Origin of the sequence: Paractinoplanes hotanensis, from assembly GCF_023717965.1 — a bacterium.
Taxonomy (GTDB): domain Bacteria; phylum Actinomycetota; class Actinomycetes; order Mycobacteriales; family Micromonosporaceae; genus Actinoplanes; species Actinoplanes polyasparticus.
The window spans coordinates 1-16140 of the sequence record NZ_JAMQOL010000059.1; the positions used below are offsets into that span (position 1 = coordinate 1).

Below are 16140 nucleotides of genomic sequence, written 5' to 3' on the forward strand. Positions count from 1 at the left end.
ATGCCGAGGATCAGCGCCATGCCGATGCCGAGCAGAGCGGTCATGAACAGCACGTCGACGAAGGCGTTGCCGGCGATCGCGTTGTAGACGCCTGAGAACGGGCCGGTCGCGGCCTTGCCGAGGAAACCGGCGGTGGGACTGCCGCCGTCCAACCACGCGTTCGCCGCGGGAGTGCTGCGGCCGAGGCCGAACAGTTTGTCGAGGAACGCCCACAGGAACACCCAGCCCAGCGCGATCCGGATGCCGGCCAGCAGATACCGCGTCGCGGTAGCCGTCCGGCCGGTGACCGCGAAGGCGGTGTCCGGGGCGGCGGCGGTGCCGGCGTGATTTCTGGCGCCTTGTTCTCGCCGTTCAGTGGTGGCGACGGGGGAGGCTTCGGGATCGCTGGCGATGTTGACCATCGCACTCACATTCCTTCACGTGTTCATGACACATGTTCCGCGGCGCGTCCAAGCGCGCCACGGACAAATCGGAGAGCGGTGCCGCCTACTCAGGGCGGCAGCCGTACTCCTGTGGACTCCGAAGCCGGTCGAGGATGCGTCAACCACAGCAAGATCCACGATCGGTGGGAGATGTCGGCGGCGACGGCGAGCCCAACGGCCACCGGGGTCCCGGGCGACGACTTGACCGTACGCGCATTTCGCCGAGCCCGCTGACGGGCCTCCTCCCCGGTGCCGCGAGCAGGCGTAGGGTCGAGATGTCGCCCTGGACCCCGGTGGCCTGGTAGTTGGCCGTTGTGCGCGTCTCGGCGTTTCTTCGCCCGCCGCAGCGATCAGGTGCGTTTCGCACACAAACTGTTCTCGGGCACGAATATCCGGCTACGGCCGAAGTCAGGATCTCCTCATGTGGTCCCTGTGGATCGCTCTCATCATCCTGGTGCTCCTCGCTCTGGCGTTCCTCGCCGTGAAGGTCGTCAAGCAGTACGAGCAGGGCGTCCTGTTCCGGCTCGGCAAAGTCATCGCCGTCCGGAGAGCCGGCCTCACCGTGATCATCCCGTTCGTCGACGTGCTGAACCGGGTGAGCCTGCGGATCGTCACCATGCCGATCCAGTCGCAGGGCATCATCACCCGCGACAACGTCAGCGTCGACGTGTCCGCCGTCGCCTACTACCGGATCGTCGATGCCGAGAAGTCGGTCGTCGCGATCGAGAACGTCGGCGCGGCGATCAACCAGATCGCCCAGACCACCCTGCGCAAGGTGGTCGGCCAGCACACCCTTGACGAAACGCTGTCCGAGACCGACCGGATCAACATCGACATCAAGACGATCCTTGACGTCGCCACGGAGGAGTGGGGTGTCGAGGTCACGCTGGTCGAGCTCAAGGACATCCAGCTGCCGGAGAGCATGAAACGGGCCATGGCCAGGCAGGCCGAAGCCGAGCGGGAGAAGCGCGCGAAGATCATCGCCGCCGAGGGTGAGGCCCTTGCCGCGGACGCGCTCGGCGCGGCCGCGGACATCATGATGGCGCACCCGCTCGCGTTGCAGCTGCGCAACCTGCAGACACTGGTCGAGCTGGGCGTGGACAAGAACAGCACCGTGGTGTTCCCGGCGCCGCTGATGAGCACGATCGGCGAACTCGGCTCGTTCCTCGCGCGTGAAAACGCCGCGGCCGCCGTCACCAAACCGGCAACGCCGCCGCCGGTCAACGGCACACCGATGACGCCGATCTCCCGATGACCGCTATCCGAACCATCCCCGGGGACGCCACCGACACTCTGCACGTGGCGGCGAGCGAGCCGCTGACCGTTGATGAGCTGCACCGCATCGACGCCTACTGGCGGGCCGCCAACTATCTATCCGTCGGGCAGATCTATCTGATGGGTAACCCGCTGTTGCGCGAGCCGCTGCAACCCGCCCAGGTCAAACCGCGGCTGCTCGGGCATTGGGGCACCACCCCGGGCCTGAACCTGCTCTACGCCCACCTGTCGCGGATCATCGCCGCACGCGGCCGGGAGGTCATCTACGTGACCGGCCCCGGCCACGGCGGCCCCGGCCTGGTCGCAAACACCTGGCTGGAAGGAACCTACTCCGAGATCTACCCGCGGATTTCCCGAGACCTCCTTGGCATGCAGCGGTTGTTCACCCAGTTCTCGTTCCCCGGTGGCATCCCGTCGCACGTCGCCCCGGAAACCCCCGGCTCGATCCACGAGGGCGGCGAACTCGGCTACTCGCTGTTGCACGCCTACGGCGCCGCCCTGGACAACCCCGCACTCGTCGTCGCGTGCGTGATCGGTGACGGTGAGGCCGAAACCGGGCCCCTCGCAGCGTCATGGCATTCGAACAAGTTCCTGACCGACCGGCCCCCCGTTTCAGCACACCAGGAAGGAACCCGCTATGAGCACCGAAGCGTCGATCCGAGCCGCTGACACCCGCGCCGAGGGCCGGGCGTTGTTGGCCGCCGCGACCACGGCCGGGCACGCCCCGTCGATCCACAACACCCAACCCTGGCGCTGGCGCCTCACAGGCAACGAACTCAGCCTCTACCTGGATCACAGCCGCGGGGCCGAGGTCACCGACCCCGACTCCCGGCTCGCCGTCCTGAGCTGCGGGGCCGCCCTGCACCACGCCCTGGTCAGCCTCGCCGCCGACGGCTGGCACACCGTCCTCGAGCGCATGCCGGATCCCGAACACCCCGATCACCTCGCGCGGCTACGCCTCGACCACCGGATCCCGGTCACTTTCGAAGCGCGCCGCCACCGGCAGACCATCGGACTGCGGCACACCGACCGCCGGCCCACCGCAAGCACCCCGACAGACGCCGACCAGCTGAACGCGGTCGTCGAAGCCGCCGGATCCGCCGGCGCGGGCCTGCACATCCTGCGTCCCGACCAGGTCCTCGAGCTGGCCAGCGCCGCCGATCAGGCACAACGCGCCGACAATGCGGACGCCGCCTGGCAGGCGGAGGTCAACTACTGGACCGGCGGCACCCGGCCCTTGGGCAGCGGCATCCCGGACGCCGCCATCGGTGACCGGGCCACGCAGACGACCGTGCCGGGCCGCGACTTCGGCCACCAGGGCGACCTGCCCGTCTCCGCCGCGCATGACAACGCTGCCACCTTCGCGATCCTCTACGGGCCCGAGGACGACGAGGCCGGCTGGCTCCGCGCCGGCGAGGCGCTGTCGGCCGCCTGGCTCACCGCCACCGAGCTGGGCCTGGCGGTGCTGCCTCTCAGCGCCACCATCGAGGTCGCCATCAGCCGGGAACGCATCCGGCACCTGCTCGCCGACCTCGGCCACCCGCATCTCGTGCTGCGGCTCACCACCGGCGATCCGGCCGGCACCGCCGCACCCCACACCCCACGGCTGCCCGCGGACCAGGTCATCGAACGGTTCTGAAACGGGCACGCGGAGCTTTCACCACAATCCAGCAAAGCAGGAACGACATGACCGTACGCAATCTCCAGGTCGCTCTGGATCCGTCGGGCATCACCCGGCCACCCGGAGGGGACGACGTCGCGCGCCACGCGGCGCCCGATGCGGGCGGCCTGTCGTCGGGTGACGCCGCGCAGCGGCTGGCCCGCGACGGCGGCAACGTGCTGCCGGCCCGCCGGCCGCCGCCGTTGTGGCGCCGCGTCATGTCGCAACTGCGTGACCCGCTCGTCCTGGTGCTGCTCGCCGCAGCCGGTTTCACGCTGGCCACCGCCGACTACACCGATGCCTCGGTGATCCTGTTCGTGATCGTCGTGAACACCACGGTCGGCGTCATCCAAGAGGTCAAAGCCGAGCGGGCGATCTCCGCACTGTCCGCGCTGACCGCACCCTCAGCCCGAGTCGTCCGGGATGACGCGCACCGCGAGGTGCCCGCAGCGGACCTGGTCGTCGGTGATCTGCTTGTTCTTGCCGAAGGCGACATCGTGCCCGCCGACGGCCACCTCGTCGAGGCCAGCGCCCTGCTGATCGACGAAGCGGCACTGACCGGTGAGTCGGCGCCGGTCGACAAGTCCGTCGGCCCGGACGGGCCGACGGCGGACGTGTCCGCGGGAACGGTAGTCGTCCGCGGGCGCGGGCAGGCTCTCATCACCGCCACCGGCGCGGCCAGCGCCATGGGCCGCATCGCCGCCATGATGACCTCCGCCCCTGCCATGACCCCTCTGCAACGCCGCTTGGCCGGGGTGGGCCGGCTCCTCGCCGCCGCCGCCCTGGTGCTGTGCGCCGTCGTCCTGGCCCTTGGAGTGTTCCGCGGCCAGCCACTGCAACTGATGATCGTCACCGCGATCACCCTGGTCGTCGCGGCCGTCCCCGAGTCCCTGCCGGCTGTCGTCACGCTCAGCCTCGCACTCGGCGCCCGCCGCATGACCGCCCGCAACGCCGTCATCCGGCGCCTGCCCGCGGTCGAGACGCTCGGCTCGGTCACCGTCCTGGCCACCGACAAGACCGGCACCCTCACCGAAGGTCAGATGGTCCTGCGACAGCTGTGGACCCCGACCGGAGAGGCCCTCGTCGAAGGGTCCGGCTACGCACCACACGGTGACATCCGACGCGACGGCACGGTCGTGGTCGACGGCGACGTGCCCGACCTGTCGCAGCTGCTCCGAGCGGCCGTGTTGTGCAACGACGGCTCACTGCACCCGCCAGACGACGACAGCCCTGACTGGTTGCCGGTCGGTGACCCCACCGAGGTCGCCCTGCTCACCGCCGCCGCGAAACTCGGCATCGACCGCGAGACCCTCCACGCCCAACAACCCCGCATCGGCGAGGAACCGTTCGACAGCGTCCGCAAACGCATGTCGACCACCCACCAGCTCCCCGACGGCACGACACGAGTCGTCTGCAAAGGCGCACCCGAATCCGTCCTGCAACCGACAGTCCTCGCCGACCCCGCCGGCCTGATCGCCCTGGCAACGGCCCGGGCGGACGCCCTCGCCGCCGACGGCTACCGGGTCCTCGCGGTGGCCCACGCCGACCGCACACCCTCAGCTGACTCCGGTTCCCTGGAACAAGGCCTGACCCTGCTCGGCCTCGTCGCGATCCTCGACCCGCCCCGGACATCCGCCGCCGCCACCATCGCCGCATGCCAACGCGCGGGCATCACCCCGGTACTGATCACCGGCGACCATCCGGCCACCGCCGGCGCGATCGCCGCCGAACTCGGCATCATCGGCGCCGGTGACGACGTGGTCGACTGCCGTACCGCCGACCCGGGCGCACACGCCGGGCAAGGCGCGCGGGTCTTCGCCCGCGCGACCCCGCAGCAGAAGGTCGCCATCATCGACGCCCTCCGCACCGCCGGGCAGGTCGTCGCGATGACCGGCGACGGCGTCAACGACGGACCCGCCCTGCACCGCGCCGACATCGGCGTCGCCATGGGCAAACGAGGCACCGAAGTCGCCCGCCAAGCCGCCGATCTGGTCTTGGCCGACGACGAACTCGGCACCGTCGTCGCCGCCGCCGAAGAAGGCCGCCGCGTCTACGCCAACGTCCGCCGCTTCCTGCTGTACGCCCTGTCCGGCGGCGCCGCGGAGATCGCCGTGATGCTCGCTGGGCCGTTCGTCGGCCTGGCACTGCCGCTGCTGCCCGCACAGATCCTCTGGATCAACCTGATCACCCACGGCCTGCCAGGACTCGCCCTGGGCAGCGAACCCGTCGACGCCGACGTCATGGACAAGCCGCCACGGCCGCCGTCCGAAACGATCCTCGGCGCCGGACTGTGGCAACGCATCCTGCGCGTCGGCGCGGTCATCGCCGCCGTCACCATCGGCGTCGGCATCTGGGCGCACACCACCGACCGCCCGTGGCAGACCCTGACCTTCCTCGCCCTCGGCGTCACACAGCTCGCCGTCGCGCTGGGCTCCCGGGCCCGGCCGGGCACCCGAGCGAACCCGATGCTGCTCGCCGCCGTCGCTGCCGCACTCGTCCTTCAACTCGCCGGCATCTACCTGCCGCCGCTGCAGTCCCTGCTCGGCACCCAGCCGCTGGCGATCACCGACCTACTCATCGTCACCGCCGTCGCGAGCCTCGGCTACGCCGCGATCCGCCTCGACCGCCGCCTGCACACCACCAGACGCCCGCCACCCACACCATGACCGCGACCCGCACGGCCGACCCGGCCGTGTTCCCTGAAACAGAGCACAGCAGGCAGCCATGACCGGCCCACCGATCCTCGTCGGCGTCGACGGATCCGCACCCAGTCTCGCCGCCGTCGAACTCGCCATCCGTGAAGGAGCTCTACGCGACCGGGCAGTCCGCCTCGTGTTCGGCGACACATGGGCTGATCACCCCGCTTGGGCCGGCAACGACCCGGCCGCTGATCTCAACGCCGGCCTGTTGTCCGAACCAGAACAGGCCATCCGAGACGCCACCGACCGTGCGGCCGCCGCGCTTGTCCCGGTGAACGGGGAGATCCTGGCCGGTGACCCCGCCACAATCCTCATCCGCGAATCCGCCCACACCGACCTGGTAGTAATGGGACACCGCGGCCGGGGAGGCTTCGCCCAACTGCTCCTGGGCTCTGTCGCGATCAAGGTCTCCGCGCACGCCGCCTGTCCCGTCATGATCACCCGAGGCGCGGCACCGGACAACGGCGACATTCTCGTCGGTGTGGACGGCTCCCCCTCCGACGACGCCGCACTCGGCTTCGCCTTCCACGAGGCAGCCCTCCGCGGCGCCACCCTGCGAGCGCTACACGCGTGGGACCGGCCCCATCTGAGCAACCCCGAGTTGCTGCTTCAGTACGACACCGGACCGGAAAGTGCCGCACACGCCCAACTGCTGACCGATGCCATGCAGGACTGGTCCCGCAAGTACCCCAACGTCACGATCCGCCGGGAACTGACCACGGGCCGTCCCGCCGACGCCATCGTCGACGCCAGCCGGCACGCCCAACTCGTCGTCCTCGGCGCCCGTGGACATGCACAGCTGCCCGGCCGGCGCCTCGGATCGGTCAGTCACACCGTCCTGCACCACACCGCCTGTCCCGTCGCCATCGTCCGGTGACCCTCCACTGCACGACGGCGCCACGGACAGCCGTTCGCTGACCCGCGATGTCGCATGGCGCTGGAGCGGCTGCGATCGGCTCGTGGGCCACTGGCCAACCGTGGCGGTGACGGCTCACCGGCAACACTCTGGACCTGCGCCTCGCCTCCACCCGGATCCTGTAGGTCATCGACCCCGATGCACGGCTGGCGACAATCAGCTGCCCGCGTCGCCCTGCACCACGCCCGCATCGCCCTGAGCGCCCAGGGCTGGCATGCCACCGTGACCCGCATGCCCGACAACGCCGACCGTGAGCTACTCGTCCGACTTCAGCTCGAGAGCCGGGCACCACCGGCACACCCGTCAACCCGGACAGCCTCGGTGCCATCACCGCCGCCGTCGAGGCGACCAGGCCCTATGCCGCCCATCGCGCTCAGACCGTTCCGGGAGACGTCGAGCTTGGCGGTACGCATGGTGGTATCTCCGTGTCGTCGAGGGTGGGCGCGCCCGTTGACCCCGGGAGGAACAGCGGGCGACCCTCGCCGGCAGCAGCGGCGCCTGCAGTCCGCCGGCTGCTGGTGGCCTCGGCGAGCCGGATTGCGCCTGCCCCGTCCGGTCTGCCTAGCTCCTGGCACACAAGCCGTCGCCGTTGAAGTGTGCGCGTGCCGCGAGGTCGGCCAGGTGATCGCCTACGAAACAGGCCTTAGAACCAGCGGACGACCTCGTCCGGGGCGGGGCGCGCGGCAGCGTGGAAATCCGTGCCTTTCGTGTACGCCACCGGTGTGAGCACGGCCTGCGCGAGCGTTTCGTAGTCAAGTCCCAGAATGTCGACCACGTCCCGCTCGCGGGCGAGGCGCATCGACGTCCACGTGGTGCCCAGCGCTCCAGCCGGGGCAGCCAGCATGAAGCTCCAAGTGGCCGGAATGACGTTGCCCATGCCGGCCACCGCCCACTCCCCGGTTGGGGCCCTCCGTTGCAGGCCAGCACCAGCACCGGGGCGTCGCGCATGCGCTTGCCCAGGTAGTCGGCGAAGCTCGCCACCTGCCGTTGCACCGCGTCGCGGGCGTCGTCACCGGTGGGCTTGCCGGGGTATCCCGGGTAGGCCTTGTAAGCGGCGTACACCTCGCGCTAGACATCGCCGACCGCCCGGCGTTTCGCTCGTCGCGGATCACGACGAACCACATGGTCACGACGTTCGAGCCCGACGGCGCCTGCAGAGCCATCGCCACGCACTCGCGGATCGCGTCGTCAGGCACCGGCCGGGTGAAGTCGAAGCGTTTGCGGACCGCCCGCGCGGTGGAGAGCAACTGGCCCGAGTTGAGATCAAGCAAGGTCATTCTGGTCGCCCGACCGCCGTCTGCTCCGTCAGCCTGCCGCCCGTCGCGGGCACATCAGCCGACCGCCGGGACTACCGCGGACAACCCGGGACAACCGCAGCCAACTTCCATAGCCCGCCACTAGCCACGATCATGGAATCACCGGCCCGGCAGGACCGGCGAGCCACGAGAAGATCACCGTACGGGCGTTCGTGTCATCGACGTGTCGTGGTCATCCACAAAGGAGGGATCCGCGCATCGACGTTCGATATCGTCGACAAGAGACTGCCACGCCGAAATCGGATCACTCAAGCCATGAACGCACTGCTCAACCAAGGTTCGTGAAAGCGAGGTCAATTCAGGTGGACGGTTCAAAGACCGTCGAGCGCGAGCAGGCCACCACGATCGGCCGGAATCCCGCCCATAAACAGTACGCATGTACGTGCAAAACCTGTGTCACGTCGCCACGAATTCATCGATGTGCAGGGAATGAAGAAGGCCAGCCGAGCTGGCCTTTTACAATGTCGGGCTGACAGAATTTGAACCTGCGACCCCATGACCCCCAGCATATGAAAGGCCCAGCGGCGTGCTAGCCCATCAACGGAGCGAGCCCCCTTGGCCCGGAATCCGATCATGCTCGCACGTTCTTCTTCGCGAACGATTCTTCCGTCAAATTCGCTCGGGCATCAACCGCGATGTCGACCATTCTCCGTTACTCGATCCATCGATGCTTAAAACGGCCGCGGCAATTCCACCGACGAGCAATGCAGGCGGGCCAGCATCAGAGTCGTATCCCGCATGGTCCCGCCCGTGGTTACTCAGAGCCGGATACGTACTGGATGGTTGGTTATAGCCGACCGAGGCGACATGGGAAAGGGCCGGCGCCGCAACCGCCCGCCGCCCCCGGCACCTCCGACCTGGCGACGCGGCAGCCGGCGACGGCACGACCTCCGATGGACGCCGTCAAGGCCGACGTAGCGAATGCTCTCGATGCCGAAGGCGTCCCCGCCATGCCTTGTGATACGAACCACTCGCCACTATGGTCTGTCCAGCGGTACATCGAAACCACCAGGCGGACCCAGGTCAGCCTGACGCGATGAGGCCGTCACCACCTGTATCGATCGAGGTGTGGCATCGATGAGGGGACGAGATCGCATGCAACTGGAATCCACCTCCAGACGGGAACTTCCAGCGTGAACAACAATTGGCTCAAGACGGTGGCGCCCCTCGCGGCGCTCGCGATCCTCGCGCCCGCCTCGGCTCTCGCGATCACGGGATCGACGAAAGGGCACCAGGGAAGGCCGGACCGCATCGACCCGGTGTACGGCGTGTGCCGCGGGGTGGACCCGGACTGCTACAGCGACTGGGGTACCGAGCGCGACAACAAGGTGCTGGTGTACTCCCGCACGGCGGGACCGCGGCACGCGAACCTCGGCCGGGTCCTGGATCCCGACAACGCGAGCGTCCAAGGCGTGGCACTCCCCCGCCCGTACGTGATCACGCGCGACCACAGCAACCCGGCGGCCTGGCCCCGCCCCCTGGACAGCTCCAACGTGGCGCAGGCCGGACTGGTCAGAATGCTCGAGGCCGACGGCATCGAGGTGCACGTCACCGAGGACGTCCAGGCGGTGGAGCGGCTGAACTCCCGCTACAAGGCCGTCATCTTCATGAGCCCCACCCGGGACACCCTGTGGAACCACGCCCGCGGCGCGACCGGCGGCACCCGCCTCGACTGGGCCCGGGAGTCACTGCGCAAGTACATCCAGGGCGGTGGCGGCTTCGTCGGTGTCCACAACGCCTTCGGCACGGAGTACGGCTGGCAGTGGTACGAAGGCCTGCTCGGCAACGCCAACTACTACAACCACGGACGCAGCCAGCCGGGCGACGTCGTGGTCGTCAACGACCGGGACGCCTCGACCAAGGGCCTTCCGCGGCGCTGGGGATTCTCCGACGAGTGGTACAACCTCGTCCCGTTCCCGACCGACGTGAACTTCCTCGCCACCGTCGACGAGCGAACCCTGGCCGACGGCGCCGGCGGAGAGGGCTCGCACCCCGGACACGGTGACTTCCATCCGGTCACCTGGTGCCAGTACTACGACGGCGGCCGGTCCTGGGTCACCACCCTTGGGCACGAGGGGGCGGCCTTCCAGGAGAACTCCACCTTCCCTGGCGCAGCGCAGTTCCAGGCGCACCTCGAGCACGGCATCAAGTCCGCCATGGGCCTCGAACCGTTCTGCACCCCGGCCAAGCGCAAGTAGCACCAGGGAAGGCACATCGATGAAACCGCGCATACTCGCACCGATCCTGTTCGCCGTCGCTGTCGCCATCGGGCCGTCGGCCGCCGTCGCGCAGGGCCCCGGAGACGGCGTCGAGCGACTGGAACCGCCAGGCCTGGAGCCGACCGGCGCCGACATGCCGACCGTCGGCGGCAACCTCGCAAACCAGCACCACTCGGGGCTGAAGCAGCTCTCGCAGCGCAACCTCGACAAGCTCGGCCCGGTCTGGCGCACACACCTCTCGGCGGTCGCGCCGGCCAGCGACGACGTCGGCCAGCAGACGACGCCCATCGTCGCCGACGGCGTCATCTACCTCGACACCCCCGGTGGTGAAGTGATCGCCGTCGACGGCAAGACCGGTGCGCCCAAGTGGAAGTGGGCGCCGGAGGGCTTCGCGACGGCGGACACCCGACGCGGTGTCTCCGTCGGCGAGGGCAAGGTCTACACCCTCGCCGACGGCGACCGCATCGTCGCCCTCGACCAGGAGACCGGTGAGCAGGCCTGGGTCGTGCAACCGGCGGTCCAGGCCGTCGTCGACCTGGGCAACCTCGACCGGGTCGCGACCGTTTACCACGACGGCGTGGTCTACGCCCACGCCGCCAACGGCAACCGCGCCGCGGTCGTCGCGGTCCGCGCCAGCGACGGCGGCTACCTGTGGCACGTGTTCGGCGGACCGGACCGTGGAACCGTCTACACCGACGTCAACGGCAACTCCGTCGACGCCGGCGCCACGTGGGGACCCGTGCTGCCCGACGGCACCGAGTGCAACCTCGAGGGCGGCGCGACACCGTGGATGCACGGCTCGATCGACCCCGGCCTCGGCTTCTACTACATGACCTTCGGCAACCCGCGCAGCTGCCGCAGCTCGCAGGACGGCTCCCTGCGCCCGGGCGACAACCTGTTCTCCACCACCATGGTCGCGGTCGACATGAAGACCGGCGCCTACAAGTGGCACTACCAGTCGATCCGGCACGACGTGTGGGACATGGACAACGTCCACCCGCCGACCCTGGCCGACATCAGGATCAAGGGCCAGAAGCGCAAGGTGGTGTTCTACGGCAGCAAGTCGGGGCACCAGTTCGTGCTCGACCGGACCAACGGCAAGCCCGTGCTCCCGGTCGTCGACAAACCGATGATCGTGGACTCCCGGCAGCACAACGCCGAGATCCAGCCCTTTCCGGCGGAGCGGCTGCTGCCCGAATGCGTCGTCTGGCAGAAGCTGGACCCGCGCAACGTCCCGGGCGACCCGTGGCGCGCCGTGCCGAACTACAACGGCTACCAACCCGACCCAGACGGCAACCTGGTCTTCAACCCGGACAGCTACGTCAAGGCGGACCAGCCGTTCCTGACGTACCCGCAAGGCTCCCGTTCGGACCACCGGCGCGGCTGCATGTACGACCCGCAGTGGGACCTGCCGATCCTGTCGACCACCAGCCAGAACGGCGGTGGCGACTGGTCGAACAACTCCTACAGCCACAGCACGAACATGGTCTACTTCCCATACGGCACCAACCCGGTGGCGCACTGGAACGGCGCCTCGGCCAACGGCCAGCGGGCGATCGGGCAGTACCAGACCGGCGGCATCCTGGCCTACGACGCCTCGACCGGCAAGGTGCGCTGGCGCAACCACCTCGGCACTGACATGTCGCACGGTCAGGGTCCGCTGACGACCGCGACCGACCTGCTGTTCGTCGGGCAGATCGACGGCCGGCTGCTCGCGATGGACGCCCGCGACGGCGACGTCCTGTGGCAGTTCCAGACCGGGTCGGGCATCGCCGGCGCCCCGATCACCTACACGGTCGACGGCGAGCAGTACGTCGCCGTCCTCGCCGCCGGGTCGACGAACCCGTACGGCGGGTCGGTCACGCAGGGCGACTCGCTGTGGGCGTTCAAGCTCGGTGGCACCTACACCACCGAATCGGGCAGCCAGGAGGGCCCGGACACTGCTCCGCTGACGATCCGCCGGCCCGTCCAGGGTGGTCCGGTCGAGGGATCGGCGGTGAACAACACCGTGTACCTGGGCCGCCAGGACCGCACGACGGACACCGCCGCGGCACGCGACAGCACCTCGCAGGCCGGCATGAACCCGACTCACCTGCGGGTGCCGGTCGGGGCCACCGTGACCTTCCTCAACCCCGGAGCGGAGACCTTCCCGAACTTCCCGAACCAGCGGCCGCACTGCGCGACCCAGTTCTTCGAGGGACTCTTCAATCCCCGGCTGAACCCCGGGGAGCGCTCCGAGTTCACGTTCGACCGGGCCGGTGAGTACTACTTCAACGACTGCACCGACCCGCGGCCGACCGGCAAGATCGAGGTGTACCCGGTACCGCAGGATCTGCCGGGTGCGTTGCGGTTCGTGCCCTCGACCATCGACCTCGGCTCCCGGACCGGAATCTTCACCACGGTCCGCGGCGTGGTCACGGCGACGCTGCGCCTGCCGGCCGGCTACCGGCTCGACGGCGACGTCCAGCTGCGGACGCCGCTGTCGCAGTCACCCGTCGAGGCCAAGCAGGCGACGGCGATCGGCCGCACCTTGATCGTGACGTTCGACAAGTCCGACCTCGACAACAACGTGCCCGAAGGTGACGCGGTGCCGCTGACGCTGGTGGCGAACTTCTTGTCCGAGGGCGACCAGAAGCAGCTCACGTCGACGGCGACGGTGCGGGTCCGCAAGTAGGACCCGGCCACCGGGGCCGGCGCGGCAACGCCGCCGCGCCGGCTCCGGGTCCCCCCAAGCCCCACACGGCCATCACCGGCGAGAGGACCATCGTCATGAGTACGATCGATCGGCGCCGCCTGCTCCAGGGAACCGCCGCCATCGCGGTGACCGCGACTCTGGCGGGCCAGGCCACCGCCCGGCCGGCCGCCGCCGCGCCCCCGGCCGGGCGGATCCCGGGTGACCTCGGTGAACCGCTACCACTGGACGGCCGTCCGTTCCCGGAGTACGACTACTCCCGCGCCAGCAAGCTACCCCGGGAGATGACCGGCTACTGGACGAAGTCCTTCGACATCGCGGGCACGACCCGTCCGGCGAAGGTGTACATCTCCTCCGAGACACCCATCCGCTCCTACTACACGGTGATCGCCGTTCCCGACGGCGTCGAGACGGGCGAGTTCCTCCGGCGAGCAGCCTGGGCCGGAATCGCCGACCGGCGCGAGGAGGGCCTCTTCGTCCTGGAGCCCGGCCCGGGCGGCTGGGGCACCGCCACGCAGGAGGCCGCCTACGTCGAAGCCGCTATGGCGTTCTTCCAGAACAACCGCTATTTCTCCATCTTCGGTCTGCACTACCTCGTCGGCTACGGTTCCGGCGCCGCGCCGTTGGAGGCCTGGGCGGTCGCGCACCCCTTGCGGGTCATCAGCCAGGTGTACGTCGACTCGTCCGGACTCGGCGCGGCGTACCTGAACTCGTACGCCGGCCGTGAGTTCGGTGGCGAGACCGAGGGCAGCTACACCCCGGTCGAGTTCCCTGACGGCTTCGACCTGATCCGGTACGACGAGACGGTCCTGCCCACTTGGTACATCCGCCCCGACCGGACCTCGATCGACGCGAGCCTGTCGTACTGGAAGCGGGCCAATGACACCGGACGCCGCGCCCGGCCGGACCGGACCCTCGGTACGGTGTACCCGCAACGCCACGGCTCCCGGCGGTGGATGACGTCCTACGCCGGACCCATCTCCCAGGTAGCCGTGCAGCACCGCCCGGCGAGCACGCACCGCATCGTGGACTTCCTGACCCGGTACACCCGGTACGAGAACTTCTTCGCCTACGGCAACCAGCTCTTCGAACGCGCCGACTACGCGAAGCTGGGCGTCCAGGTGCGCACCATGATGGTCGAGGGCTTCCTCCGCGAATACCTCGTCCATGTTCCCCGCTCCGCCCGCCGGCTGTGGCGTGACCGGGCGCCGGTCGTGTTCGTCTGGCCCGGCAACACCCAGACCGCCAAGGTGTTCTTCGATGCCGCCCAGTGGTGGAAGGTCGCCGAACGCGAGGGATGCATCCTCGTGGTCATCGGCGAGCAGTACAGCGCCAGCTCCGTGTCGGTCAGCCACCGCGACTCGCACACCTTCTACCGGCAGCTGCGCGACCGGATCACCGACGAGTTCGGGGCCGACCCGACGAGGTTCTACTCCACCGGGCAGTCCGCCGGCAGCGCGGTGACCCAGAACTTCGCCATCGCCTACCCGGAGTACTTCGCCGCGGTCGCCTCGACGTCGTTCACCACCGCCCCGGACGCCGCCGGCACGGTCGGCATCGACGGTGTCCAGGTCCCGGCCAGCGGCCGGCCCATCCCTGACTACCAGATCTACGGGTACGGCGACCTCGGCTTCCTCGCCGGTGACCTCTGGGACGACACGCAGAACTCACTCGACAGCTGGGCGCGGTACCACCTGGGCACCAACGGGCTCACCCTCGCCGACGTGGACACCGTCGCCGGGAGACGCAACGGCTGGCAGGACCGCTTCCAGACCTGGACCTGGCACGACGACACCGCGATCCCCGTCCTGAAGCTGTCCAAGAACCTCTACCGCTCGCACAACACCATGCCTGAGGAGACCTCGCTGTTGTGGGACTTCCTCAAGCACTACCGCAGCGAGGTCGACCGCGACGGAAACGTCGTCCGCTACTACAGCCGCTCCGCGTTCCGGCACCCCCGGGACACGGAGCGGCTCTGATCCGAACGCCGGACGACCGCGCCTGGGGTCAGCGGCCGGACCGCAGCAGTTCCTCGGAGTCCGAGAGCATCGCGTCCGCGTCCGCGGGAACGCCGGTGAAGTGCTCGAACGCGGCAACCGCCTGGTAGACGCTCATGCCGGCGCCGTGCAAGGTCACGGCGCCGGTCGCGCGTGCCGCCTGGAGCAGGGCCGTGTCGGTGGGCCGATAGACGATGTCGGCCACCCACAGGTCTTTGCGCAGGTCGTCGGGCGCGACCGGTGAGCCCGGGTGATGCGCCATGCCGATCGGAGTCGTGTTGATCAGCCCGTCGGCGCCCGCAAGCAGTCTGGCCAGGTCCGCGTGCGCACCGACCGCGACGCGGTCGGCACCGAATTCCGCGGCGAGCAGGCCCGCAAGCCGGCGCGCTCTGGCCGCGTCGACGTCAACGAGAGTGAGACGGCGGGCGCCCAGCGTCAACATGGCGTGCGCGACCGCGGATCCGGCTCCCCCGGCGCCCAGCTGCACCACCTCGTTCCTGGGCTCGGCGCGGAAGTTGCGTTCGAAATTGCGGGCGAAGCCCACCGCGTCGGTGTTGTAACCGCAGGTGGCACCGTCGGCGAAGACCACGGTGTTGACCGCACCGAGAATCCTCGCCTCCGCCGAGAGCTGGTCGAGATGCCGGACGATCTGCTGCTTGAACGGGTAGGTGACGTTGAGTCCCCGGTAGCCCAGTGTGCGGGCCCAGCGGAGCAGACCGGGCAGATCGTCGGCGGTGAGGCCGGACGCGGCCGAGTCGATGATTGTGTAGAGGAGCCGGATCCCCTGCCGGTCGGCCTCCCGCTGGTGCAGCAGTGGTGCGTGCGAGGCCCCGATACCCGCCCCGAGCAGCCCGACCAGGACCTGCGTTTGTTGAGGGCTGGTCACCCGTACCTCTTCCCAGGTTCGGTCGTGGGGCCGGCGGACCGCCGGCCCCAGCCCTGCG

General features: G+C 69.3%; 9 protein-coding genes and 2 pseudogenes. 8 read left to right on the plus strand and 3 right to left on the minus strand.

From position 1 onward, the window contains the following. Window positions 1-401, minus strand: a pseudogene (locus tag LXN57_RS38150) (hypothetical protein); the annotation flags it as partial. Window positions 402-843: 442 nt separating this feature from the next. On the opposite strand from LXN57_RS38150, the gene LXN57_RS38155 reads away from it, so the two are divergent. The 5 genes and pseudogenes from LXN57_RS38155 (at window position 844) to LXN57_RS38175 (ending at window position 6933) form a co-directional block, all read left to right on the plus strand. After that, complete coding sequence (locus LXN57_RS38155) at window positions 844-1677, plus strand: slipin family protein (protein ID WP_251803089.1); 834 nt, start codon at window positions 844-846, stop codon at window positions 1675-1677. Next, window positions 1674-2291: pseudogene (locus LXN57_RS38160) on the plus strand (phosphoketolase family protein); the annotation flags it as partial. The gene LXN57_RS38155 and the pseudogene LXN57_RS38160, both read left to right, overlap by 4 nt. Before the next feature lie 43 nt (window positions 2292-2334). Next, a complete protein-coding gene (locus LXN57_RS38165; RefSeq protein ID WP_251803090.1) occupies window positions 2335-3336 on the plus strand; it encodes an Acg family FMN-binding oxidoreductase in 1002 nt (333 codons plus the stop codon). A 47-nt stretch (window positions 3337-3383) separates the two neighbouring features. Continuing rightward, window positions 3384-6023 carry a cation-translocating P-type ATPase gene (locus LXN57_RS38170; RefSeq protein ID WP_251803091.1) on the plus strand — a complete coding sequence of 880 codons (2640 nt, stop codon included), beginning with the start codon at window positions 3384-3386 and terminating at the stop codon, window positions 6021-6023. A gap of 58 nt (window positions 6024-6081) precedes the next feature. Continuing rightward, window positions 6082-6933, plus strand: a complete 852-nt coding sequence (locus tag LXN57_RS38175) for a universal stress protein (RefSeq protein ID WP_251803092.1) — start codon at window positions 6082-6084, stop codon at window positions 6931-6933. 682 nt (window positions 6934-7615) lie between these two features. On the opposite strand, the gene LXN57_RS38180 is transcribed toward LXN57_RS38175, so the two are convergent. After that, window positions 7616-7849, minus strand: coding sequence for a hypothetical protein (locus LXN57_RS38180; RefSeq protein ID WP_251803093.1), 234 nt, complete (start codon window positions 7847-7849; stop codon window positions 7616-7618). Between the two features lie 1572 nt (window positions 7850-9421). On the opposite strand from LXN57_RS38180, the gene LXN57_RS38185 reads away from it, so the two are divergent. The 3 genes from LXN57_RS38185 to LXN57_RS38195 all read left to right on the plus strand — a co-directional run bounded on the left by LXN57_RS38185 (window position 9422) and on the right by LXN57_RS38195 (window position 15178). Then, window positions 9422-10486 carry a ThuA domain-containing protein gene (locus tag LXN57_RS38185; RefSeq protein ID WP_251803094.1) on the plus strand — a complete coding sequence of 355 codons (1065 nt, stop codon included), beginning with the start codon at window positions 9422-9424 and terminating at the stop codon, window positions 10484-10486. 19 nt (window positions 10487-10505) lie between these two features. Further along, window positions 10506-13181, plus strand: coding sequence for an outer membrane protein assembly factor BamB family protein (locus tag LXN57_RS38190; protein ID WP_251803095.1), 2676 nt, complete (start codon window positions 10506-10508; stop codon window positions 13179-13181). A 95-nt stretch (window positions 13182-13276) separates the two neighbouring features. Then, window positions 13277-15178, plus strand: coding sequence for an alpha/beta hydrolase family protein (locus LXN57_RS38195; RefSeq protein ID WP_251803096.1), 1902 nt, complete (start codon window positions 13277-13279; stop codon window positions 15176-15178). A 28-nt stretch (window positions 15179-15206) separates the two neighbouring features. Here LXN57_RS38195 and LXN57_RS38200 read toward each other — a convergent pair whose 3' ends face one another. After that, on the minus strand, window positions 15207-16082 hold the full coding sequence (locus LXN57_RS38200; protein ID WP_251803097.1) for a shikimate dehydrogenase: 876 nt from the start codon (window positions 16080-16082) through the stop codon (window positions 15207-15209). Between the last annotated feature and the right edge of the window lie 58 nt (window positions 16083-16140).